General features: G+C 65.7%; 16 protein-coding genes. 5 read left to right on the top strand and 11 right to left on the bottom strand.

The window, feature by feature from the left end; translation table 11 throughout:
• The first annotated feature begins 7 nt into the window (after nucleotides 1-7).
• The 3 genes from DEBA_RS12575 to DEBA_RS12565 are packed head-to-tail and all read left to right on the top strand — an operon-like array spanning nucleotide 8 to nucleotide 8518.
• Nucleotides 8-1021: a radical SAM/SPASM domain-containing protein gene (locus DEBA_RS12575; protein WP_013259315.1), complete on the top strand. Its 1014-nt coding sequence runs from the start codon at nucleotides 8-10 to the stop codon at nucleotides 1019-1021.
• A complete protein-coding gene (cobN, locus tag DEBA_RS12570) occupies nucleotides 1018-4740 on the top strand; it encodes a cobaltochelatase subunit CobN (RefSeq protein ID WP_013259314.1) in 3723 nt (1240 codons plus the stop codon). Before DEBA_RS12575 ends, cobN begins: the two co-directional genes overlap by 4 nt.
• 55 nt (nucleotides 4741-4795) lie before the next feature.
• Entirely contained in the window at nucleotides 4796-8518 is a 3723-nt protein-coding gene (locus tag DEBA_RS12565) for a cobaltochelatase subunit CobN (protein WP_013259313.1), read from the top strand.
• A gap of 104 nt (nucleotides 8519-8622) precedes the next feature.
• Here the strand turns inward: DEBA_RS12565 and DEBA_RS19070 are convergent, their stop codons facing one another.
• The 11 genes from DEBA_RS19070 to DEBA_RS18465 form a co-directional block, all read right to left on the bottom strand.
• Nucleotides 8623-8796 (bottom strand): helix-turn-helix domain-containing protein, encoded by a 174-nt coding sequence (locus tag DEBA_RS19070; RefSeq protein WP_083779012.1) that lies wholly within the window; start codon nucleotides 8794-8796, stop codon nucleotides 8623-8625.
• 160 nt (nucleotides 8797-8956) lie between these two features.
• Nucleotides 8957-10597, bottom strand: coding sequence for a sensor domain-containing diguanylate cyclase (locus tag DEBA_RS12560; protein WP_187288560.1), 1641 nt, complete (start codon nucleotides 10595-10597; stop codon nucleotides 8957-8959).
• Nucleotides 10598-10838: 241 nt separating this feature from the next.
• Nucleotides 10839-12536: a hypothetical protein gene (locus DEBA_RS12555; RefSeq protein ID WP_013259311.1), complete on the bottom strand. Its 1698-nt coding sequence runs from the start codon at nucleotides 12534-12536 to the stop codon at nucleotides 10839-10841.
• Nucleotides 12537-12562: 26 nt separating this feature from the next.
• Nucleotides 12563-12880, bottom strand: coding sequence for a radical SAM protein (locus tag DEBA_RS12550; RefSeq protein WP_148227866.1), 318 nt, complete (start codon nucleotides 12878-12880; stop codon nucleotides 12563-12565).
• 361 nt (nucleotides 12881-13241) lie between these two features.
• On the bottom strand, nucleotides 13242-13505 hold the full coding sequence (locus DEBA_RS12545) for an NHLP leader peptide family RiPP precursor (protein WP_013259310.1): 264 nt from the start codon (nucleotides 13503-13505) through the stop codon (nucleotides 13242-13244).
• Nucleotides 13506-13568: 63 nt separating this feature from the next.
• Nucleotides 13569-14705: a cyclophane-forming radical SAM/SPASM peptide maturase GrrM/OscB gene (gene grrM, locus DEBA_RS12540; protein ID WP_013259309.1), complete on the bottom strand. Its 1137-nt coding sequence runs from the start codon at nucleotides 14703-14705 to the stop codon at nucleotides 13569-13571.
• 16 nt (nucleotides 14706-14721) lie between these two features.
• The gene (locus DEBA_RS12535; protein WP_013259308.1) at nucleotides 14722-16209 is read right to left on the bottom strand and encodes a radical SAM protein; all 1488 of its coding nucleotides are present in this window, start codon (nucleotides 16207-16209) and stop codon (nucleotides 14722-14724) included.
• The gene (locus DEBA_RS12530) at nucleotides 16200-17945 is read right to left on the bottom strand and encodes an ABC transporter ATP-binding protein (protein ID WP_013259307.1); all 1746 of its coding nucleotides are present in this window, start codon (nucleotides 17943-17945) and stop codon (nucleotides 16200-16202) included. The genes DEBA_RS12535 and DEBA_RS12530 overlap by 10 nt, the downstream gene beginning before the upstream one ends.
• Before the next feature lie 11 nt (nucleotides 17946-17956).
• The gene (locus DEBA_RS12525; protein ID WP_013259306.1) at nucleotides 17957-18973 is read right to left on the bottom strand and encodes a radical SAM protein; all 1017 of its coding nucleotides are present in this window, start codon (nucleotides 18971-18973) and stop codon (nucleotides 17957-17959) included.
• 12 nt (nucleotides 18974-18985) lie between these two features.
• A complete protein-coding gene (locus DEBA_RS12520; protein WP_013259305.1) occupies nucleotides 18986-19999 on the bottom strand; it encodes a radical SAM protein in 1014 nt (337 codons plus the stop codon).
• Between the two features lie 139 nt (nucleotides 20000-20138).
• On the bottom strand, nucleotides 20139-20288 hold the full coding sequence (locus tag DEBA_RS18465; protein WP_013259304.1) for a hypothetical protein: 150 nt from the start codon (nucleotides 20286-20288) through the stop codon (nucleotides 20139-20141).
• A 607-nt stretch (nucleotides 20289-20895) separates the two neighbouring features.
• Here DEBA_RS18465 and DEBA_RS12515 point away from each other — a divergent pair.
• Together DEBA_RS12515 and DEBA_RS12510 are read left to right on the top strand one after the other, a co-directional pair.
• Nucleotides 20896-21495: an acetate uptake transporter family protein gene (locus DEBA_RS12515; RefSeq protein ID WP_013259303.1), complete on the top strand. Its 600-nt coding sequence runs from the start codon at nucleotides 20896-20898 to the stop codon at nucleotides 21493-21495.
• Nucleotides 21496-21633: 138 nt separating this feature from the next.
• Nucleotides 21634-23268 (top strand): acyl-CoA synthetase, encoded by a 1635-nt coding sequence (locus DEBA_RS12510; RefSeq protein WP_013259302.1) that lies wholly within the window; start codon nucleotides 21634-21636, stop codon nucleotides 23266-23268.

Here is a 23268-nt window from a genome sequence, read left to right as displayed (position 1 = left end):
CGGGCGCGTGGACGACAAGGCCGAGTTTCTGGTTCTGGCGCTCACCGAGCGCTGCAACCTGCGCTGTGTCTATTGCTACGCCGCCGCCAGCGCCACCGGCGCGGACATGGACCCGGACATCGCCGCCCTGGCCCTGGATAGGCTCGGGCCGCCACCGGGCCGCCGGCAGACCGTGGAGTTCAGCGGTGGCGAGCCCCTGCTGCGCTTTGAATTGCTCAAGGAGTTGGTCTTGACCCGCGCATCGGCCCAACGACGCTTTGCCCTGCAAACCAACGGCGTGGCCCTGACGGAAGACAAATTGGCGTTTCTGGTGGACAACGGCGTGGGCTTGGGCGTCAGCCTGGATGGCCCGCCAGAGACAAACCGCCAGACCAGGGGCGACGCCGGTGGGGCCATGCGGGCCTTGCGCCTGATCGACGAAGCTGGCGTCGGCGTCAATGTCACCGTGGTGCTAACCCGCCACAACGTGGAGCGGTTGCCGCGTTTTTTGCTGACGCTGGCCAGCCTCAAAAGCCCCAGGGTGATCAACCTGGACCTGGTGCGGCCCGTGGGCCGGGCCTCGGGCGGAGGCCTGGCCCCCCGGCCCGAGCAGATAAAAGGCATGGTCCCCGCGATGCTCTCCGCCACCGCCTTCATCGCCCAGCGGCGCTTTCCGCCGCTGAAGGTGCGCGAGGTGGACCAGGTCCGGCGGCGCGCTAAGCTGGGCCTCTGCGAGCCCTATTGCCTGGGCGCGGCCGGGAGCTACGCCGCGGTCACGCCCGATGGTCGGGTCTACCCTTGCGCCTCGTTGGCCGACGACGACGGTTATCTGGCCGGGCGGGTGGATCGCCCGGAACCGATTCGCATTGCCAACCTGGTGCGCGGCTGGGGCCTGCCGCCCGCTTGCGGCGATTGCCCCGCGCGCTTCGTCTGCCGGGGAGGCTGTCCCTCGCGGCGCATCAGCGCGGCTGGAAGCCCCACGCGGCCCCATGGCCTGGAGTGTCTGCTGCGCAAGGAAATATTCAGGAGGGTCAATCAATGAGCGCCACGCATCTGGTGGTTTACAACGCCGGCGGTTCGGGCATGGCCAGCCTGGGTCGGGCCGCCCGCCGACTCAACCAAGAGCGCCCCGGGGCCCTGCGGGTAAGCGCCAGGGGCGGCGAGGATCTGTTCGACGAAAAGCAGATCGGCATATTTCTTGATCTGGTGAGGCAAGCCGACTCGCTCATCGTGATCCTGCACGGCGGCAAGACTTCCTGCCCGTTTTTCGACAGGCTGATGGAGGCCGCCCAGGGCGTCAAGCTGTTCATCCACCCCTCGGATGAAGAGGAAACCGAACTGGCCCGGCACTTCTGCCCGGACTTCGCCACGGAGCCATTCAAGAAAAAGATTTATTACCTCAAGTTTGGCGGCGAGGAAAACTGGCTCGGCCTACTAAAAACCGAGGCCGGCCTGCCCGCCGAAGCGCCCAAGGAACAGCCCTGCCAGGGCCTTTATCACCCCAAGCTGGGCCTCGTCGAGACCCTGGAGCAATACCTGGCAGGCCTGGGTCTGGGGCTGGAGGATCTGCTGAATCCGACCAGGCCGGTGCTTGGTTATTGGTTTGGTCAATACCTGCTTTTGGACTCCAACCTGGACCACGTCGACGCCATGGTCGACGAGATCGAGGCCCAAGGGGCCATCCCCATTTGTTGCTACCACCGGCGCTATCCCGACCCCATCCTCGACGTCAAGGACATGCGCTGGATCTTCGACAACTACTACCGTCGCGATGGCCGCACCCTGATCCAGGTCATGATCAGCCCCATGCATTTCAGCCTGAACCTGAACCTGCCCAAAGAGGCCGGCGTGCTTTCCGAGCTGAACGTGCCGGTGATTCAGGCCATCAGCACCTTCAACAATCGTCGGCAATGGGACGAGACGATCCAGGGCCTGTCGCCCATGGACGTGAGCCTGTCGGTGGCCGCGCCGGAGTTCGACGGCAACCTGATCAGCGTGCCGGCGGCCACCAGGGAGCAGACCAAACGCGACCCCATCACCGGGGCCATGATCACCCGCATGGAGCCCATCGCCGAGCGGGTGGCCAAGATAGTGCGCCTGGCCCGCAACTGGGCCAAGCTGGCCCTCAAGCCCAACCACGAGAAAAAAGTGGCCATCATCTTCCACAACTACCCGCCGCGCAACGACAAGATCGGTTGCGCCGCCGGCCTGGACAGCTTTGCCAGCGTCAGCCGCCTCTTGGCCAGGATGAAGCGGGAAGGCTTTGTGGTCGACGACACCTTTGAAGAGGCCGAGTCCCTGGCCAAGGCCATGGTCGGCGGGCTAACCGTGGACCAGCGCTGGCTGAGCATGGACAAGATGGCCGCGCGCGCCGCCGATCAGGCCGGGGCCGAGCGCCTGGGGCCTTGGGCCGCCGAACTGCCCCCGCAAAATCAGGCGCACATGGCCAAGGACTGGGGCCCCAGCCCCGGCGAGCTTTTCGTGCACGAGGGTAAAGTGCTGATCAATGGCCTGATCAACGGCAACGTGTATGTGGGCGTGCAGCCGCCGCGGGGCTTCATCGAGCAGCCGGAAAAAATCCACGATCCCTACCTGTCGCCCAGCCATCACTACCTGTTCCACTACCGTTGGATCAGGGACGTGTTCGGGGCCGACGCGGTGATCCACGTGGGCAAGCACGGCTCCCTGGAGTGGCTGCCCGGCAAGAGCGTGGGCCTGGGGCCGCGCTGCTATCCCGAGCTGTCGATCATGGACATGCCCAACATCTATCCCTACATCGTCAACGACCCCGGCGAGGGCACCCAGGCCAAGCGCCGTTCCTATTGCTGCCTGGTCGATCACCTGATCCCGGTGATGACCAACGCCGACACCTACGAGGAGTTGGCCAAGATCGACGAACTGGTGCTTAGCTATCAGCACACCAAGGACATGAACCCCACCCGACTGCCCGTGGCCCGGAAGGAACTTTGGGAACACGTGGAAAAGGCCAACCTGGACAGCGACCTGGAGCTGAGCCGCGACGAGGCCTTGGCCGACTTTGACGGCTTTTTGGAGAAACTGCACTCCTACCTCAGCGAGGTCTCCGACACGGCCATCGCCGACGGCCTGCACATCTTTGGCCAGGCGCCCGTGGGCGACGGCCTGGTGGAGTTGGCCACCCAACTGATGCGCCTGAAAAACGGCGACACGCCATCCCTGCGCGAGGCCGTGGCCGCCGACTGGGGCTATGACTACGATTACATCTTTGCAAACCGGGGCAAAACCGATCGCACCGGCCGCTTCGCCACCAACGCCGTGGCCCTGAAAGAAATCCACAACCGCTGCCTGGAGCTGGCCGCCGGGGCCGTTGCGGGGCGCGACGCCGGGGGACTGGCCCAGGGCCGCGAGGGCGATATCAAGCTGGCGCTGGAATTCCTGACGGAGACGGCCCTGCCCAGGGTGGCCCGCACCCACGAGGAACTGGACGCCGTGCTGCGCGCCCTGAACGGCGGCTTCGTGGGGCCGGGCAACAGCGGCTGCCCCACCAGGGGCCGGGTGGATGTGTTGCCCACGGGGCGCAACTTTTGTTCGGTGGACCCCTACAAGCTGCCCTCGCCCACGGCCTGGCGGGTGGGCAAACAACTGGGCGACGACTTGGTGGAGCGCTACAAGCGTGAAACCGGCGGCCCGCCGGACAATCTGGGCATGGTCATCTGGGGCAGCCCCAACATGCGCACCCAGGGCGAATGCATCGCCGAGGCCCTGTACCTGATGGGCCTCAAACCAGTCTGGAACGCCAAGAACGGCCGGGTGGAAGGCCTTGCGGTGACGCCGGTCAACGAACTGAGCTTCCCGCGGGTGGACATCACCTTCCGCACCTCGGGCTTTTTCCGCGACGCCTTCCCCAACCTGATGGAGATGCTCGATGAGGCCGCCGGCATGGTGGCCGCCCTCAACGAGCCGCCTGAAAGCAACTTTCTGCGGCGTAACGTGATCAAGGAGATGAAGGAGTTGGAGCAGCGGGGCCTGGACGCCCAACAGGCTTGGCGCGAGGCCAGCTTCCGGGTCTACTCCGATCCGCCGGGGGCCTACGGCGCGGGCGTGGCCGCGGCCATCGACGCCAAAGCCTGGAAAACCAGCGACGACCTGGGCGACGTCTACGTGACCTGGGGCGGCTACGCCTACGGCAAGCAGTCCTATGGCCTGGATCGCCGTGAAAATTTCCGCCGCCGCCTCAAAGACATCAACCTGGTGGTCAAAAACGAAGACTCCAGGGAATACGACCTGCTCAGCAGCGACGACTACAACGCCTACTTCGGCGGTTTCGTGGCCGCGGTGAAGATGGCCTCGGGCGTCCAGCCCAGGGCTTATTCCGGTGACGCCTCCGACCCGGACAGGGTCAAGAACCGCTCGATCCAGGAGGAATCCAAGCACGTGTTCCGCTCGCGGGTGCTCAACCCCAAGTGGATCGAGGGCCTGATGCGCCACGGCTACAAGGGCGCGGGGGATCTGTCGCGCGCCGTGGACATCGCCTTCCATTGGGACGCCACCAGCGGGGTCATGGAAGACTGGATGTACCAGGGCTTGGCTGAAAAATACGCCTTTGACCAGCGCATGCGCGATTGGCTCAAGGAGGTCAACCCCTATGCCCTGCAAAACATCACCGAGAGGCTTCTGGAGGCCATCAGCCGGGGCATGTGGGACGCCGACGACGAAACCAAGCAAAAACTGGAGCGGCTGTTTCTGGAGGCCGAGGGAGACCTGGAAGAAGCCAACATCTAACGACCGACTTCGGAGCGGCCAGGCCCAACGCCAGCACCGGCAAGGGGGGTGAAAAATGCGTATCGTGATGATCCATGGCTGGATGTTCAACAGCCGCACCTGGCGGAGGGTGTCCGACGAGTTGGCCGCCGAAGGCGTTCAACTGGAGTTGTGGCCCTTTGTCAACCAGGAGCAGTGGGAGCAAAGGCTGGCCGATGGCGCGCCGGACGCGGTTATTCTTGGCTCCGGTCCAGAGATGAACGGCTTTGGCCTGATCATGGACCTGTGCCGCCAGATACCCAAGCGAGTGGGCGTCGTTCCAGAGATACCCAACGATTTTGACACCTTCGGCCCGGAGGTGCGCCATGCCCTGCTGGGCTATCTGGCAAAGGCCCACCAGGGCAACTACGCCATGGGCATCCGTTATTTCTGCGCGGCCCTGGGCCGGGCGGTGGAGTACGCCGCCCCCGAACCGGTGACCACCCACGGCGTCTACCATCCCGACGCCGAACAAACCTTTGACGACGCCAAAGCCTACCTTGACTGGCTGGCCGCCGAACAAGGCGTCAAGGTGGAGCGAAACGTGGTGGCCGTGATGTTCTATTACGGCTCGCTGGTGGAGCAAAACCTGGCCGACGTCGATGAACTGGCGCGCATGATCCAGCGCCATGGCCTGGCCCCCATGTGCGTGTTCACCGAAGGCGTGGGCGACGGACAACGGCCTCTGCCAGAGCGCTATCCCTGGATCGGCCTGGTGCGGGCCGTGGGCGATCAACTGGCGGCGGTGTGCAACTTCGCCTCGGGCCGCTTTCTCAACCGCCCCGATGAAACGATCCTGCTGGAAGAGCTTAACACGCCGGTGTTTCAGCTTATCCGACTCCATGGCGTGACGCCCGAGGAATGGCTGGAAAGCCCCGAGGGCGTGGGCAACCACAGCCTGACCTACGCCATCAGCCAGCCCGAGTTGGCCGGGGCCATCGAACCCGCGGTGCTGGCGGCCCAGACGCCAGCCGAACCAGGCCAAGACCGCCACGGCGTCAGGGAGTTCACGCCCGTGCGCGAGCGCATGGAGACCATGTGCCGCCGGGTGCTCGGTTGGCGAGCCCTGCGCCTGACGCCCAACAGCCAAAAGCGCGTCACCGTGGTTTTGCACAACCCGCCCTGCAAGGGCGCCGAGGCCACAGTGGCCACCGCCGCCGGGTTGGACGCCTTTGAAAGCACGGCCCGGCTGCTAAACGCCATGCGCCAGGAAGGCTATGACGTGGGCGATGCGCCCACCAGCGGCGAGGCCCTGAAGGATTTGATCCTCGGTCGCAAGGCCATCAGCGAATTCCGCTGGACCACCGTGGACGAAATCGCCCGCAAGGGCGGCGATGTCTACCGCATGGGCGCGGCTGAATACCTGCCCTATCTCGATTCCTTGCCCGCGACCATCAAGCGTCAGGTCAACGACGATTGGGGCGAGTTCCCCGGCGAGGGCATGGTCTTGCGGGAAGACGGCCGCGAGCCGGTGCTGCTGATCACCGGGGTCAAGTTCGGCAAGACCCACGTCATGGTCCAGCCCAAGCGTGGCTGCTACGGGGCCAAGTGCAACGGCGAGGTCTGCCGGATCCTGCATGACCCGGCCATCTCGCCGCCCCACCACTGGCTGGCCGTGTACAAATACATCCGCGACAACTCCGACGCGGTGGTGCATATGGGCTCCGAGGGCGCCCTGGAGTTTCTGCCGGGCAAGCGGGCGGGGCTGAGCCACCAATGCTACCCGGAGATCAGCCTGGGCGAGTTGCCCAACATATATCCATATATAATGAATGTGCCGGGAGAGGGCCTGCTGGCCAAGCGGCGGGCCAGGGCCGTGCTGGTCGATTATCTCACGCCGATCCACGTGCCCTCGCCCCAGGACGACCAAAGCCTGGAGCTGGCCGAAATGCTGGCGCAATACGCCAAGGCCGTGGACATGGGTGATACGGAACGCCAAGAGGCCCTGCGCCAGCGGATGACGCCCATCATGACCAAGCTGGCCCTGACGCCCGCGGGCTACGATGGCAAAAATTTTGAAAGGGTGGTGGACACCGCTCGCCGGGTCATGGAACTTTCGCGTTTGGCCCTGTGCCCCTTGGGCTTGCACGTGCTCAGCGAGCCGCCCGAGCGTGAAGGCCGCGCCCAGATGCTGGCCTCCATCCTGGCCCGGCCCGGCGAGGGCCTGCCCGACTTGGCCGCGGCCCTGGAGGCGGCGGGCCGGGCCGACGACTTCGATAACAGGGTGGATTTCATCCAGGGGCTGTTGGCCGACCAAACCCTGGAAGACCAGGCCGGGCAAAAACTGGGCTCATGGTCACGGGATGTGGCCGAAAAAATTGGCATGGCCAGCCGGGAAATACCCCAGGTGATCAAGTTCCTTGAGGGCGGCTACATCGAACCGGGCCTGGCCGGGTCGCTGATGCTGGGCAAGACCCAGACCCTGCCCACGGGCCGCAACTTCCACGCCATGGACCCCACGGCCCTACCCTCGGCGGCGGCCTGGGAGGTGGGCCGGGGCATTGCCGATGAGATTCTGGCCAAATACATGGCCGAGGAAGGCCGCTTCCCCGAGAGCGTCGGCCAAAATCTCTGGAGCATGGACGGGTTCAAGTCCGACGGCGAAATTCTCAGCCAAATCCTGCACCTGATCGGCGCGCGGCCCAGGTGGGACAGTCGGGGCGTGACCATCGGCATCCAAACCGTGGCCCTGGACGAGCTGACCGTGGAGATCGACGGCAAGCCGGTCAAACGGCCCAGGGTCGACGTGTTGGTGCAGACCAGCGGCATCGTCCGCGACATGCTGCCCAACTTTCTGGAACTCATCGACCAGGCCGTCGACGCCGTGGGCGCCTTGGACGAACCCGAGGACCGCAACTACGTGCTCAAGCACAACCGCGAGCGCCTGGCCGAATTGCGCCAAGACGCCGACGCGACCATGGGCGATGAAAAGCTGATCAAACTGGCCGCCTGCCGCGTGTTTTCGTCCCAGCCGGGCAGTTACGGCATCGGCGTGGGCTTGGCCCTGGACGCCAGCGCCTGGGAGAACGACGCCGACTTGGCCGAGGTGTATGTCAACTGGGGCGGCTTTGCCTATGCCGGGGGCGAATACGGGGCCGAGGCTCGCCAAGTCTACGCCGGGCACATCAAAAACCTCGACGTGGCCTACATGAAGCAATATTCACCGGAATACGACATGGTCGACTGCGGCTGCTTCGCCTCCTACCAGGGCGGCATGGCCCAAGCCGCGCGAACCATCGGCGGTCGCAACACCAAGCTGTACTGGAGCGCCAACAACACCTCGGGCAAATACCAGGTCGACGACTTTCAGACCGGGCTCAAGGCCGCCCTGGGGGCCAAGCTGTTCAACCCGGCCTGGCTGGCCGAGATGAAAAAACACGGCTACAGCGGCGCGGCGGAGGTCTCGGGCAAGGTCAACAACCTGTTCAAATGGTCGGCCACCAGCAAAGAAGTGGACAAAGGGGTGTTCGACGGCGTGGTGGAGCGCTTTCTGCGGGACAAGCAGACCATGGAGTGGCTGCGCGCCGCCAACCCCTACGCCCTTGAGGAGCTAACGCGCCGGCTCCTGGAAGCCGAGTCTCGGGGCCTGTGGCTGGCCGATGCCGGCGATCTGGCCGTGGTGCAGGCGGCGGCCCTGTGCGTCGAGGGCGATCTGGAAGAAGATCTGGGCCAAGTCACCGAGGAGTTTCAAGGGGCCAAGGTCGATGTGCTGACCGCCAAGGACGTGGAAAAATGGTCGCCGGGTTGGACCATCAATTAGCGCGCTCACCACGCGATCATGGGTAACAAACAGATGGGGCCGGCCGGGCTCGGCCCTTTGCGGTCAAACGGCGGCCTGCGGCGCGGCCGACTGGAGAGATTATCCTAAGCCGCCGGACCGCCTTGCCGATACCGGGCCAGCCATTTGTAGGCCGTGCGCCGGCTGATCCCCAGTTGCCGGGCCACCTCCGAGGTCGTCATCCCTTCCTGACAAACTCTTTTGACTATCAGCTCTCGACCAAACGCCACCGTTCGGGCATCATGGTGGGGGTTGTTCATGCGGACATCCAGCCAGGACCGTGGCTTCAGCAATCACCAGTCTCTACTTCTGGAAACGAGTGAACAACCTCTTAAGCCTCCGCAGCCAGCAGCCGCCATGCACCCACGAACAGCCGCCAACAGCCACGCCGGTTTTCGCGTTTCGCGTGGCGGATCGCACTCACTCCGCCACCACGGTGCGATCGCGTCCGGCGCGTTTGGCGACGTAGAGGGCCTTGTCGGCCCGGTCGAGCAATTCGGCCGCGTTTTCGCCTGCCCGCAGACAAGCCACGCCGGCGCTGACGGTTACGCTGGCCCACTGATCGGCGTCCACGGCGAATCGGCGGCGGGCGATGGCGCCGCGCACGCGTTCGGCCACGGCCAGGGCCTGATCCAGGCCGGCCATGGGCAGGATGACGACGAATTCCTCGCCGCCATAGCGGCAGCCCTTGTCGCCATCGCGCACGCAGCCGCGAATGTCGTGGCCCATGGCGGCCAGCACTTCGTCGCCTTTGGGGTGGCCAAAGGAGTCGTTGAATCTTTTGAAATGGTCCACGTCAAACAGCGCCACCGAGAGCGGTTGGCCGCCTTGGGCCGCGCGTTTGACGGATTCTTTCAGGTCGCCGAGCAGATAGCGTTTATTGTAGAGCCCAGTCAACTCGTCGGTGACGGCTTGGTGGGCCAGGCCGCGTTGGCGTTCGAGGAGCGCCTCGCGGTCGACTCGGAGACCGCGTATGCGGTCGGCCAGAGCCAGGGACAACAGCACCGACTCGGCGGCCGCGCCCAGGCCCGCGGCGTGGACCGTCAACATCGACGACGGCAGGTATCCCAGGCCGTACAGCAGGTAGGCCAGGACCCCCAGCGACAGCACGGTCCAGGCCAGAAAGAAATAACGGGCCGCGCCGAAGCCCTGACGGATGCGCAGGCACGCCGCGCCCAAAACGGTCGGGATCATCAGCGGAGTGATCAGGAACGAGGCCGTGTTGGCCTGCGGCTTGAAGCCGAGCAGGTCCATGCCGGCCACCAACGTCAGAAACAGCGCCATCAGCAAGAGCAGAGCTTTGTCCAGGCGGGGGAGGTTGATTTTGGTGGTCAGGAACGTCCGCGCGAATTGCATGCCCAGCACCGCCGTGGTCGTGGAGAGCAACAAGACCATGGGGTAGAGCGCCTGATAGGCGTTGAAGCTGATGATTTTGATCTCGCCACGCACGACGGCCTGGTAGAGCAGCATGGCGAACATGTAGAGGACGTACATGAAATAGGCGCGGTCGCGCAGGAAGAGAGCGATCACCAGGTTGTAGAGGATCATGGCCGCCATGACGCCGTAAATGGCGAATTTCAGGGCCGCGGTGTTCCAGGACATGGTCAGGAACGCATCTTGCCCATAGAGGACGGGCCGCGGTTCGGTGATGAACGGGTCGTCCCAGCGCAGGAGCAGGGGCCGGCTGTCGTCCAGGTCGCGGGGCAGGGCCACCACCGTGCTGATGAAGCCCAACTCGTCGTTTTCGCCCCCGCCGCCCCAACCGGCCTTGAGGCCAATGTATCCTCCGGGCGCGCCTTTGACCGGCGCGTAGACCGTGGCGTTCTTGGGCTGATGGGTGCAGATTTCCAGATACAGAGTCGAGTGACGGTCGGCGCTTGCCCGGCCCAGGCGAAACCACGTCACCGCATCGGGCTGGTCATTTTTCAGCGTGAAGCCGGCTAGCGGCCGCCAGCCCCTTGCCTCGGCCGCCTGTTGGACGCTCCAGTCGCCTTTGGGGTCCAGGAGGTAATCCATGTGGGGGGCCAAGTCGCGGGATGCGAAGCCGGCCGTCACGCTCATGGCGTGTTGATCCGCCGCCTGGGGTGGCGCCGGGAAGAGGCACAGGGCAAACACCAGGACGATCGGCAACTTTGCCGCGTTGAAGGTCATGGGGTGAACACCTTTGGGCGGTAGCGCGCGCTACGTATTCCAACAAATTTTAGCACGGGCCGTGGCCTCGCTGTGATCAAATCCGGCCGTCCGCCTGGCGTCCGTCAGCCGCTCGCGCGGGGCGCGGCCTATTGGCGCGATCGTCGGGGCGTCATTTGATTTTGTATGCGCGATGCCGCAGGCGGCGCAACCTTTTCAAGGCTTTGTGGCCCAGGCCAAACAGAGCCAGGACCAGGGCCGCCAAGCCCATGATCACGCGGCCCCCGTGGGGCCCATCCTCCATGGCCAGGCGCGCGAAATAGGCAAACGGCAGAATGAACAGGGCCACCGTCACCAGTGCGCCCAACACGCCGTAGACCCAAAAGATCGCCTTCAGCCGCGTGCCGTACGGCCGCTTTTGGGGCCGACCGGGCAGCCAGCGCCCGAAAAGCTCCCGCGCCATGAAGCGGAAGGACTTTTCGCGCAGATTGCTGACGCCGCTCCAGTCCATGAGCATGTAATAGGCGTCCATGCGGATGAAGGGGTTGAAGTTCATGATCAGGCTGAAGGCGAGGAGCAGGCACGACAGCAAAAAGACCGGCTCCCAGAACGTTCCCGCGCCCAGGAAATGATCGGCCGCCCAAAGGCCGCCGCCCAGAAAGGCCCACGTGACCAGCGGCCCGGCCAGCGAGACCATGATGCGTTGCCAGCGATGGGGGAAGCCCCAGGACGAAGTGGTGTCACAATAAAAAATGAACATGGCCAGATAAAGCATCATGCCCATGCGGGGCACTCGGCCGCCGAAGTGCTTGCAGACCACGGCGTGGGCCAGTTCATGGCAGGCCACCATGACCATTTGCAGGGCGTAGGCCGTCAGCAGCGATGACGGATGGAGCACGATCAGGCGCTCCAGGTCGGGCAGGCCGCTCTGGCCCAGGTGGTTCAGGATGCGCCACAGGGGGATGGTCCCCGAAAGGCCGACGGTCAACAACATCAGCGCCCCCAACGGGCTGATCAGCGGGCGCAGCCAGGCGTGGGCCCTTTCAGCCACCGCGTCGGCGTGGGGGATGGAAAACATGGGGTTGGCCAGGCGCCACAGCCAGTGACGCGCGGTCGTCGGTTTGCCTCGTTCGTCGGCGGCGGCCAGCATGCCGGCCGCTTCCAGGGCCTCATAGAGCGCGCCCAGGCGGTGGGGCGAGACGGGGCCGGCCTCCTCCACGCAGCGCATGTAGATGTCGTACATGCTCCGCTGGCCGTTCATCAGGCTAATGGCCTTGGCCTCCACCCCCTCGAAGCGAAAGACCTTGCCGCTGTCGGCGTCGTGCAGCAGCACCGCCGTGGGGGCGCGCTCCGGGCCGGAGAACTGCACGTGCAGCCCTTGGCGTGGGGCCGGGGTCATGCCCAGGAACCACAGCCGCGTTTCCTCGCCTTGGCCTCGTCGGTATTTGATCATGCGCAGCCGGCTTTCCGGCCCGTTAACCTCGAAAAATACTCGGTCCATGCGGTGTTTGATCAGGTGCAGCCAGAGGGTGTCCATGTTGACGCCATCGAGACCCGCGTCGGCGGCGGGCACTTCGTAAGGCTCGGTGAGGTGCGGGTTGAGCGGGATGCGGCCGTCGTAGGCGATAGCCACGTCGGCGGCCTGATCGTCGAAGCGCAATATCAGTTCGAAGGGCCGCTGGACGCCGGCGGCCTGGCCGGCGCGCAGCAGTTCCTCGCAGACCTCCAGCACCGCCCCCGTCAACATATCGGTCAGGGCCGCGCCGAGCTGGCTATGCGCGGCCAGGCGGCGCAGGACGTCCTCGGCCAGCGGCAGCAGTTCATGCCTGGGCGGCAATTCGAGGCGCACGGCTTGGGCGTTGGCGGTCAAGGTGGGCGTCCCGTGGCTTGGCGACGTCACGCCCCGAGGGCGGACGGAGCGGTGGACAGGTAATCGACCAGCTTGCCGTGGCGCTGTTCCAGCCCGGCGCGGGCGTAGTTGCCAAAAAAGCCGATGCTGGGGTGCGGGGTGGGCTCGCCGCCGGTGAAGCGGACCACCGGCGCGTCGTTGTCCTCGGCCCAGTCGATCAGGCCCAGAACCTGTTCTTCCGGCGCGGGTCGCTGGCCCTCCCGTTGGAGCCGGCCCTGATAGCAAAAGGCGCACGACAGGTTGCAACGACCGGTGAGCGCGATGTCGAGTTCGCGGGGCCGGCATTCAAAAGGCGACACGTCCATGGGGCGGCGATCCTCGGTTGCGGGCGTTTTGCGGGAGGCGGGGCCGGGCAACGTCCGTTCGGGCTTGGGCCAGCCAAGGCGGCCGGAGGGCAAAGCCGAAATAATACAACTACCTCGCCGCGACGGGCCGCCCTGGGCGTGGACGGGCAACGGCGCGTGACGGAAGCGTGCGCCGCCGGCGGGTCAATCGGCCCTCATGCGCCGCGCGGCGTTCTCAATAAGGGGCCAGGCGTTGGCTCAGGGCCGCCTCGTCCAGGCCTTCGGCGTCGATGGGCATCACCGGCAGCGCCAGATGGGTCAGCTCGGGGGGTGTCTTCCCGCACCGTCAACCGCGCGGCTCTGATGCGGTCGACTGGCGCGGCTAGATTACGGCGGCCAGGCGCTCGCCCAGGGCGGCGTCTTCCAGGTCGGCCGCGTCACTGGGCGCGACCGGCAGCACCAGATGGATCTGGGTGGCGCTGTTTTCCAGCACCGTCAGGCGCACGCCCTCGGGGATGGCCAAGCCCTCGGCGCGCAGCACCGCCGCCGGATCGCTGAGCAGCTTATTTTTGTAAGACTCGTCGGCCCAGGCCTTGGCCACGACCTTGGCCCACGCGCTGGAATGCGCCATATTATCCGAGGACATGACATCTCCTTGGCATACTTGACATGCTGACGATATCTTGCGACAAGCCCCGATTTGTTGCAACTAAAAATATGAAGGAGCGCCACGGCCATGGGCCGCATCGACCGCCGGCGCGTGGGAGGCCACCGCCAGGGGGATGATGATCCCCGCCTCGCAGGCGGTGGTCCTGGCGCTGTCGAACGAGCCGTTTTCAAAGAGCTTGTTGGATGGGTAGCCGCCGCCGCAGAGCCCGAAGTGGGGGCATTCGGCCTTGCAGCGCAACAGGCCTTTTTTGATCTGCGCCCACAGGCGCTGGCCTTTGGCGGCCCCCATGGCCGCGGCTATGGCGTCGCTGGTCACATTGCCCAAAATGAAATCGCCGTGGGCCGGATGGCTGGCGCTCAGCAGTTCCGGCGAAAAGCTGGAAAATCCGCCCGTGGCGTCGATGGAGAGGTGATGCAGCGGCAGGGCCGCGCCGGCCGCTCGCGGCCGCCGGTCGGCCAGCCATGATTTGACGTTTTCCAGGTCGCGCACGGCCACGCCGGCGGCGTGGAAGACGGCCAGGAAACGGCGATAGCGCTCCCGCCAGTCGGCGTCGCTTTTGACGAAGGAGCGCTCGTGGGCCCCTTCGATCTCCTCGATGTTGAAGTTGATCCGCCAGAGCCCCTCGGCCCGAAAAAAATCGCGCAGTTCCTCGGCGCGGTCGATGGAGCTTTGGTTGACCACGCAGATGATCGAGGGGCGCACTCCGCTTCGCCGCAGGCAGTCCAGGCCGGCCATGACCCTGGCGTGGCTGCCCGAGCCGTCGGGCAGGACGCGGTTGGCGTCGTGAACGGCGGTCGGGCCGTCCAGGCTCAGGCCCACCTTGACGTCGCGTTCGGCGAACAGGGCGGCCCACTGGTCGTCGATGAGCGTGCCGTTGGTCTGGATGCTGTGGCCGAGGCGGGTCGCGCCGCCCAGCATCCGTTCGGTCAGCGCGAAGGCCTGGCGGAAAAAGTCCTTGCCGGCGGTCAGCGGCTCGCCCATGTGCCACGAGATGGTCAACTCGGGGCCCAGGAGGTCTTCGGCCGCCAGTCTGGCCAGGGCCGCGCGCAACACGGCGAGGTCCATGACGACCGCGCCCTTGTGGCGGCCCAGGTAGCAATAGCGGCAGCGCAGGTTGCACGCGCTGGTGGGCTGCATGGTCAGCAGCCGCACCTTGTTGACGATGGCCGAGCCCATGATTGGCGTTCGCTCCTCAGTGACGGCCGGCGGACAGGGCTCGCTCCAGCCGTTGGCCAAAGGGCGCCAGGCGTCCGATCAGGCTTGGCAGGGAGCGGTCGCCGTCGTCGGCGTAGTTGATGGCCAGATGGGCCGTGACCGGTTCCGGCCCCTGTTGGGCCAGATGATCGTCGATGGCCAGCTCCAGCGCTTGGCCCACCAACTCCCGGTCGGCCTCCGGCCTGGTGTCCGCCAGGCCCTGGGCGGCGATGCGCCGCGAGGTCATGGCGCACTGGCCGCCGGTGATCAGGGCCAGGGGGTCCATCTCCGCCGGATCGGGGGCGATGATGTTTTCGTCCAGGGTTTGCCGCCGGCGCGGAAAAAACTCCACCGCCCGGCCCCGGCGCGCGCCGATGCGCAGCTCCGGCCGGCCGGCTTCCTCGTAGCAGGCGTAGATGCCGCCCAAGGGGTCGACCACGTAGCAATTTTCCTTGCAGCGCATGCAAAAGGCCGTGTTGGCCGGCCCGGGGCCGGTTGTGGCCGCCAGCAGGCGCGCCAGCAAGCGTTGGCGTCTGGTCACGGCGGAGTTGGCCAGGGGGGCCAGGGCGGCCAGCTCGCGGGCCGAAAGGCAGCTCTCGGCCAGGGGCTCGTCGCGTTGGTCCGCGAAATCGTGCTTGATGGGCGAAAGATAGACGGTGACGTTGTCGGCGGCCAGCAGGCCCCGCGCCTCCATCGTGGCCAAAAAGGAATGCAGGGCGTCGGCCCGGCCCTGATGCATGTGGGCCCGCACCTGGATGGCCACGCCGGTCTGGGCGGCGCGGACGACGTTTTCCAGCACGGTGGCGAAGGTGGGCCCGCCGGACAGGGTCACGCGGCGGCGGTCGTGCAGGCTTTGATCGCAGTCGAAGGAGACCTGCAACTTGGCGATGCGCCCCGGCCCCCGGCCCAGCAGGTCGAGGTACGCCTCCAGGCGATAACCGTTGGTCACCGCCTCCACCGTCGAGCCGGCGCGGCCGGCCCTGAAGAGCGTTCGTTCCACGGCGGGGCGGTTGGCCGGCGTCAACGGTTCGCCGCCGTAGAGCACATAGCAGATGTTTTCCGGCGGTGCGTCGGGGCAAAGGGCTGGCGCGTGGTCGTCAAAAAAAAGGTCGATCTCGGCCGGGCCGAAACGACGCCCGCCGACCGCGTGGCGGATGTCTTTTTGGTAGCAATAGTCGCAGGCGAAGTTGCAGGCGTAGGACAGCAGCAGCATCACGTAGCCGCTCCGCCGTTGCAGCCAGCGGTTTTGCAACACCAGAAGGCGCGCGTAATCCCGCAGCAGGGTCATCTCCTGGCGGTGGTCGAGGGCGGTGAGGTGCCCGCGCCGGGCCAGGGCCGCCGTCACCTCGGGCGGGCGGTCGGCGCGGAGGCGGCCGTCGGGGCCGACCAGCGGGGCGCGCAACAGGTCCACGCAGCCGTTGGCGCAGTTGAGCAGGATGGTCCGGCCCTTTGCCTGGCGCGAGATGGTCAACGAACTCAGGCGCATGGCGCGTCCTCGGCGATGATTGCCGCCCGTGGCGGCGGGGAGACCTCGCGCACGCGGCCGTCCTCGACCAGGTACAGCCGCCGGCAGTGGTCCATCACGTCCATGGTGTGCGAGACGATGACGACGAAGCGGTCGGCGCAGAGGCGGCCGATGAGGGCCATGGCCCTGGCGGCGTTGTCGGCGTCCAGGCCGGCGGTGGGTTCGTCGATGACGATGACCGCCGCGCCTTTGAGCAGGCCCCTGGCCAGGGCGATGCGCTTTTTCTGGCCCAGCGAGAGGTTGGCCCCGTCTTGCTCGATGGCCGCCCCCGGCGAAAGCAGATCGGCCAGGCCCACCTCCGCCAGGGCCTGGCGGGCCTGCTCGGGCGAGATGTCGTCGCGGCCCAGGCGCGCGTTTTCGATGGGCGAATCGGCGAAGATAATGGGCTCCTGCTCCACGTAGGCGCTCAATTGGCGGCGGGCGTCGGCGGCCACGGGCCGGCCGTCGATGGTGATCTGGCCGGCCGTCGGCTCGTAGAGCCCGGCGATGATTTTCAGAAGCGTCGTCTTGCCCGCGCCGGAGCGGCCCATCACGCCCACCGGTTCACCGCGCCGGATCAACATGTTCACCCCGCCGATGGCCCCCCGGCCGCCGTCGCCGTTTTCGTCGTAGGCAAAGGCCACCTCGCGCAGGGCCAGTGTCGAGCCGGCGGCGATGCGTTCGTCCACGGGCGCGGGCGGCCCCTCGACGGGCAGGCGCAGCAGCTCGTTGACGCGGCGCAGGGCCACCGCCCCGCCCTGGGCCCGCACCAGATACTCCACCACGCGGCGCAACGCCGGGAAAAGATAGGCCATGAAGGCGGTGAAGGCCACGAACGAGCCCAGGTCGAACGAGCCTTGCAGGATCAGCAGGGCGCTGAATAAAAGGATCAGCACCGGCAGGGCGTTGCCGATCAGCAGCACCACCGCGTAGGACATGGCCCGCGCGCCCATCATGGCGTCGCCGGCGGCGATGACCCGTTGGCAGGAGCGGGCGTAGCCTTCCACCACGTAGCGGTGGGAGTGCATCTTGGCGATGACCGGCGCGGCCAACAGGTGATAATACAGCGCGTTGTTGGCGGCGCCGTGGTCGTAATAAACGTCGGTGAGGGCGCGGATGCGGCCGCCGAAGCGTTGCAGCAGGAAAAAATAGACCGGCGCGGCCGCCAGCGTCAACAGGCCCAGCCGCGGCTCGATCAGCAGCATGGCCGTCATGCAGGCCAGCGAGGTGATGCAGCTTTCGCTGACCGAAATGAGGTCGTCATAGAAGGCCTGCAACACGCTCTGGCTGTCGTTGGCGATGCGCGCGCTGAGGTTGGCCGGCTCCAGGCGTTGCAAAATGGGCAGGGGAACCCGCAGCAGATGGTCCAGAAGTTGCCGCCGCAGATCGCGGACCAGGCAGCGGAAGCGGTGGAAGATGACCACCCCGTGCCAATAACTGACAAAGCGCTCGAAGGCCACCGCCGCCAGGGCCAGGCCCGACAGGGTGACGATGCGGCCGGGGTCGCCGCCGTTGACGACCAGGTTGACGACGGCCTTGGAGATCAGCGGCGCGGGCAGGATCAACGCCGTCGAAACCAGCACCAGGGCCGTGATGACCAAAAAAGAGCGCGGATGGCGCGAGACGGCGAACAGGGCGAAACGCAGGCTCTCGCGCCAGCCATCGTCAGCGTTTTCGCAAGGACGCCAGCCCAGCCCCGTCGTGGGCGCTTCGCGCATCGGCCGCGCCGTCAGTTGGCCGCCGCCTGGGCGGCGCTCAGGCGGTCGCGGATTTCTTGGGGCGAGTAGGGCCGCAGCTTCGGCTGGCCGAAGTGCTCGGCGTAGGAGCCCAGCAAGCCGCCGCAGTAGGGCCGGATGGCGCAGTCGGCGCACTGCGCGGCAAAGGCCCGCTCGTGGCTGTTGATCGACTGGCGCACGGCCTTGTAGCGCTTGCCCTCGGAGCGGCCCAGCATCTTCAGGCCGATGATGTTGAGGTTGTTGGTTTTCTGGAAATCCAGGCAGATGCGTTCGTGGCCGCGCATCACGCAGGGCGGGACGTTGTCGACGTAGACCTTCTGGCCCAGGGCGTCGAAGGTTTGGCAGGCCTTCAACACCTCGGGCATGATCGTCTCGAAGGGGGCCAGCAGGTTCATCTGATCGTCCGGCGAGGCCTGGTGGACGATGCTGTAGGACAGCAGGACGTAGTAGGGCCCAAACGGGGCGATGAAGCGGGCGAAATGCTCCAGACGCCGATAGTTGCGGCGGTGCATGACGTGGGCGATGGTCAGGTCCAGGCGGCGGCGGCGACGGGCCTGGTCGATGTTGCACAGGCCTTGCAGTGTGTCGTCGAAGCTGCCCGGGGCCCTGGTGACGGCGTCGTGTTCGTGGGCTAGGTCGGAATGGACCGAGACGTGGAAGTGATCCACCCCCGCGTCCAAAAGCTCTTCCAGCCAGGCCGCGTCCTTGAGGGTGCGGCCGTTGGTCAGGATGCTGGTGGCCAGGCCGCGGCCGCGCAGTCGCCGGGCAAAGTCCACGATGCCCGGATAGATCGTCGGCTCTCCGCCGCTGACGCCCACCCGCCGGATGCCCTGACGGGCCGCCTCGGCCAGGGTGCGCTCGACCAGTTCATTCACGCTCACCGACTCCAGCGCCTCCACGGGCGAGTCCTTGTCGTAGCAGAACAGGCAGTTGTTGTTGCAGCGCATGTCTGGCGCGACGATGACGAAGCCGTGTTTTTCCAGCGTGGGCGAGGTGTTTTCGTCGGGCATGACGCGGGCTCCTTATGATGTTTGCCGGGCCGCGGCCTGGCGGCTTCTGAGCTCTTGCACGGAGTATGGCTCCAGGTCGGGCTGGCCCATGGCCTCGATGTAGGATCGATAAAAACCGCCGCAAAAGTCCTGGATGGCGCAGCGTCGGCACTGGTCGGCGTGGGTGCGTTGGCCGCTTTTGATCGATTGCTCGAATGGCTCGAATCCGCCTTCGCCCCGCTCGCCGGCGGCTTTGAACCCGCCGACCGCCAACCGGTTGAATTTGTGGAAATCCACGCAGATGGCTTCGCGCCCGCGCATCATGCACGGCGGGACGTTTTCGACGTAGACCGGCAGGCCGCGCGCTTGACCGACCCGATGGGCCTGGGCCACGAAGGGGGCGATGTCCTCGAAGCGGGCCAGCAGCGCCAGGTGTTCCCTGGGCGACTGCACCTCGACGATGCAATGGGAAAGCAGCGCGTGATCGGGCGCGAAACCCGCGACGAAGTCGACCAACTCGGGCAGGCGTCGATAATTGCGCCGGTGCATGACGTGAACCACGGTCAGGCCCAGCGGCCTCCGGGCCCTGACCTCGGCCACGTTGGCCAGGCCGGCCACGGTCTGGGCGAAACTGCCGGCGACGCCGGTCACCGCGTCATGCGCGGCCTGGTCGTCGGAATGCAGCGGGATGTGAAAATGATCCACCCCGGCCTCCAACAGGCGCTCCAGGCGCTGGGCGCGGGCCAGCAGGCGGCCGTTGGTCATCACGCAGACAAACAGGCCCGCGGCCTTGAGCAGCCGCGTCAGTTGCTCCAGTTCGGCGTAGAGCAGGGGCTCGCCGCCGCTGACGGCCACGGCCCCCACGCCCATGCGGGCCGCCATCCGCGCCGCGTCGGCGGCGATCTCCTGGGCCGAGGCGGCCGGGCGCGAGCCTTTGACGCGGTAGTTGTCATAGCAAAAGATGCAGGCGTTGTTGCAATCCAGGCTGGGGCTGATCACCAAAAAGCCTGGCCCGGAAACGGGGGTGGTGTTCGAGTCGCTGCGCACGGTCGCCTCTGGCCGGACAAATGAAGCGTGACGGTCACGCCAAAAGGCCCCGGCCGGGCGTCGGCTCGAAAAAGACGCGCCCGTCCGGGACCGTCGGTTTCATCGTCGGCGCGCGCCGACGACAACTGACAGCGTCGGCCTACCTTTCGGGGCCCTTGTCGCCGCCGCCGTCGTCTTCCTTCATGTCGTGGCAATAGTCGCGGTAGAACAGGATCTTGGGATCGGCCGTGCCGAAGATTTGCTCCAGTTCCTCGAGGGTGAACTCCGAGTTGGCCTTTTTGTTTTGCATATCCGCCTCCTTGGGTGCGTACGTCGGTTGCGGGGCAGGAGTATTTAGTAAATATCTTACCCGAAGTCGCGTCGCGGTTGTAACCAATTGCGCGCCTGGCGCGCGTTTTGTGTCGTTTCAGCCGCCAATCTCCGGATTCCGCCATAAGTTTCAATAAAAATGCGATACCCCCCTTGATTGTTGGAAAGCGCATATTCTAAGCTATGTTCGTCATAGTGATCGGAATTCTAGCGTATGTCTTACGTTGTTGCGGATGTGGAGCGCCGAGGGGCATGACACGCCATGAAATCAGGGGGGAACATGCCTAACGCCTTGCCAATGGCCAGCGCCAGGCCAATACGGCCGCCAGCCAATTTATTGAACTAACAGGTGAAATGCTTGAGCATCGTTGGGAGGCACATTTTTCGTCTGTTATGACTGAGCGCTCGCTCATAAAATGGGCGCACAAGAAGATCGCTGGCTTGCCGGCTTGAACAAGCCAGCGCTGAATCACGAAAGGCCCCGTCGGGCAGAGGAGGGAGGGCTGCCGCGGGACCAGACGAAAGACCGGGCGCGTGAGCCCGGGCGCAACGGAATTTGCCTGCTAACCAAACAACAGGGGAAGATCATGTCGACGGAACACACTTTCGTCTCGCCCGGCCCGGCGGGATTGGCTGCCCTGGCTGTCGCCTGCTTCGGCTTCGGCGCGGTGTTCAACGGTCATGTCGAATTGGGGGGGCTGCCTCTGCTGGCCGCGTGGCTGGTCGGAGGCGGCATAGTGCAATACACCGTCGCCGTCATGGAGCTCAAGGATCACAACATGACCGGTGGCAACGTGTTTCTTTTCTTCGCCGCGTTTTTCATGTTCGGCGCGGCCATCTCGGTGATGATGAAGTTCCTGATGCTTTCGGGCGTGCTGGGGGCGGTCAAGCCGGCGGCCATGGTCGAGGGCTTTTGCTGGATGGCCGGCGCGGCCTTCCTCACCGCGGTGACTCCGGCCTACCTCAAAAGCCCCAAGCCGCTGTTCATCCTGGTGATTCTGCTTGACGTCGCCCTGTGGCTGATCGTGGGGCTGGACATGGGCAAGCTGGGGCCGGAGTTCAAGCCGGTGGTCGGCTACCTGCTCTACGTCTCCGGCTGGATCGGCATCTACACCTCGGCCGCGGTGCTCAACAACCATATCTTCGGCAAGACCGTGCTGCCCACGTTCGGCACCTTCGTCAAGTAGCGTAGGCGCCTGGGTTTTTGAATCGGCGCCGTGCGTGGTCAACGGCCGGCGCGATGTCACGGCGAGCCGCCAACGGCTCCCCACGAGCCTACACTTTTTCCCCGCCGCACAGGCCCGCGGCGGTCATGGAGGCTTGAAGTGCAATTCGACACCAGCAAAACGGCAGCATATGAACAGCTCTACAACGGATTCCACTGGAACGTTCCCGAAAAATACAATTTCGGCTTCGACGTGGTGGACAAATGGGCCGCCGACCGCACCAAACTGGCCCTTCTATCCCTCAGCGAGGATGGCGAACAAGCCGAATACATGAGCTTTTTCGAGCTGAGCCGCCTGTCCGACCGCTTCGCCAACGTGCTTGTCGACCTGGGCCTGAAAAAGGGCGACCGGGTCTTGATCATCCTGCACAGCATTCCCCAGTGGTACGTGGCCATGATCGCCATGTTCAAGCTGGGCGTGGTGCCCATGCCGGGCACGGTGCTGCTGACGGCCAAGGACATCAGCTACCGCGTCAACCGGGCCGAGGCGGTGATGGTCATCACCGACCTGGACCACGTGGCCCGCGTCGACGAGGTGGCCCGCGAGTGCCCCACGCTCAAGCACAAGATGGTCGTCGACGGCAAGACCCCCGGTTGGTACGCCTACGACGCCCAGATGGCCGCGGCCAAGGCCAAGCTGGAGCGCGGCGTCCTGGGCGAGGTGGTCACCGCCGACCCGTTGATGCTTTACTTCACCAGCGGCACCACCGGCCAGCCCAAGATGGTCCGCCACAGCCACGCCTACCCCATGGGCCACGAGGTCACCGCCCGTTACGCCCAATCCCTGCAACCCACCGACCTGCACTGGACCGTCTCGGAGACGGGCTGGGCCAAGGCCGCCTGGGGCAAGCTCTTCGGCCAGATGATCGTGGGCGCGGCCATTGTCCAGCGCAAGAGCCTGGGCCGCTTCAACCCCGAGAACACGCTCAGGGCCCTGGAGCGCTACGGCGTGACGACCTTCTGCGCCCCGCCCACGGTCTATCGCATGCTCATCCAGCAGGATTTGAAGGCCTACGACTTCACCCTGCGCCACTGCATGAGCGCCGGCGAACCCATGAACCCCGAGGTGATCAAGGCCTGGCGCGAGGGCACGGGCCTGGACATCTACGACTTCTACGGCCAGACCGAAACGGTGTGCATCCTCTCCAACTACCCCTTCATGCCGTTGAAGTATGGCAGCGTCGGCAAGCCCACCCCGGGGCACGACGTGCGCGTGGTCGATGAAAACGGCGTGGAGCTGGCCCCGGGCGACGAGGGTCACATCGCCATGTACCTGGGCGACCAGCGCCCGCCGGGCCTGATGATGGAATATTGGCTCGACGACGACGCCATGGCCGGCTCTTTCAAGGGCGATTACTATTACACCGGCGACCGCGCCTACCGCGACGAGGAGGGCTACTTCTGGTTCGTTGGTCGCGGCGACGACATCATCAAGAGCTCGGGCTACCGCGTGGGGCCCTTCGAGGTGGAGTCGGCCCTGCAGGAACACCCGGCCGTGGCCGAGTGCGCCGTGGTCGGCGCGCCCGATCCCGAGGGCGTGCGCGGCATGGTCATCAAGGCCTTTGTCGTGCTGGTCAAGGGCTATGAAGCCTCCGAGGCGCTGACCAAGGAGATTCAGGACTACGTGAAGAACACCACCGCGCCCTACAAGTATCCGCGCCTGATCGAATACCGCGAGGAGCTGCCCAAGACCATCAGCGGCAAGATCCTGCGGCGGGAGCTGCGCAAGCAATAG

This window comes from Desulfarculus baarsii DSM 2075 (assembly GCF_000143965.1).
Classification (GTDB): Bacteria; Desulfobacterota; Desulfarculia; order Desulfarculales; family Desulfarculaceae; genus Desulfarculus; species Desulfarculus baarsii.
Note: the sequence above shows the minus strand (reverse complement) of the source record. Positions and strands in the feature narration are given on the sequence as shown.

What these genes read in the sequence shown, in the direction of transcription:
- cobN (WP_013259314.1), top strand. Translation starts at nt 1,018, where the DNA reads ATGAGCGCCACGCATCTGGTGGTTTACAACGCCGGCGGTTCGGGCATG.
- DEBA_RS12565 (WP_013259313.1), top strand. Translation starts at nt 4,796, where the DNA reads ATGCGTATCGTGATGATCCATGGCTGGATGTTCAACAGCCGCACCTGG.
- DEBA_RS19070 (WP_083779012.1), bottom strand. Translation starts at nt 8,796, where the DNA reads ATGAACAACCCCCACCATGATGCCCGAACGGTGGCGTTTGGTCGAGAG.
- DEBA_RS12560 (WP_187288560.1), bottom strand. Translation starts at nt 10,597, where the DNA reads ATGAGCGTGACGGCCGGCTTCGCATCCCGCGACTTGGCCCCCCACATG.
- DEBA_RS12550 (WP_148227866.1), bottom strand. Translation starts at nt 12,880, where the DNA reads ATGGACGTGTCGCCTTTTGAATGCCGGCCCCGCGAACTCGACATCGCG.
- DEBA_RS12545 (WP_013259310.1), bottom strand. Translation starts at nt 13,505, where the DNA reads ATGTCCTCGGATAATATGGCGCATTCCAGCGCGTGGGCCAAGGTCGTG.
- grrM (WP_013259309.1), bottom strand. Translation starts at nt 14,705, where the DNA reads ATGGGCTCGGCCATCGTCAACAAGGTGCGGCTGCTGACCATGCAGCCC.
- DEBA_RS12535 (WP_013259308.1), bottom strand. Translation starts at nt 16,209, where the DNA reads ATGCGCCTGAGTTCGTTGACCATCTCGCGCCAGGCAAAGGGCCGGACC.
- DEBA_RS12530 (WP_013259307.1), bottom strand. Translation starts at nt 17,945, where the DNA reads ATGCGCGAAGCGCCCACGACGGGGCTGGGCTGGCGTCCTTGCGAAAAC.
- DEBA_RS12525 (WP_013259306.1), bottom strand. Translation starts at nt 18,973, where the DNA reads ATGCCCGACGAAAACACCTCGCCCACGCTGGAAAAACACGGCTTCGTC.
- DEBA_RS18465 (WP_013259304.1), bottom strand. Translation starts at nt 20,288, where the DNA reads ATGCAAAACAAAAAGGCCAACTCGGAGTTCACCCTCGAGGAACTGGAG.
- DEBA_RS12515 (WP_013259303.1), top strand. Translation starts at nt 20,896, where the DNA reads ATGTCGACGGAACACACTTTCGTCTCGCCCGGCCCGGCGGGATTGGCT.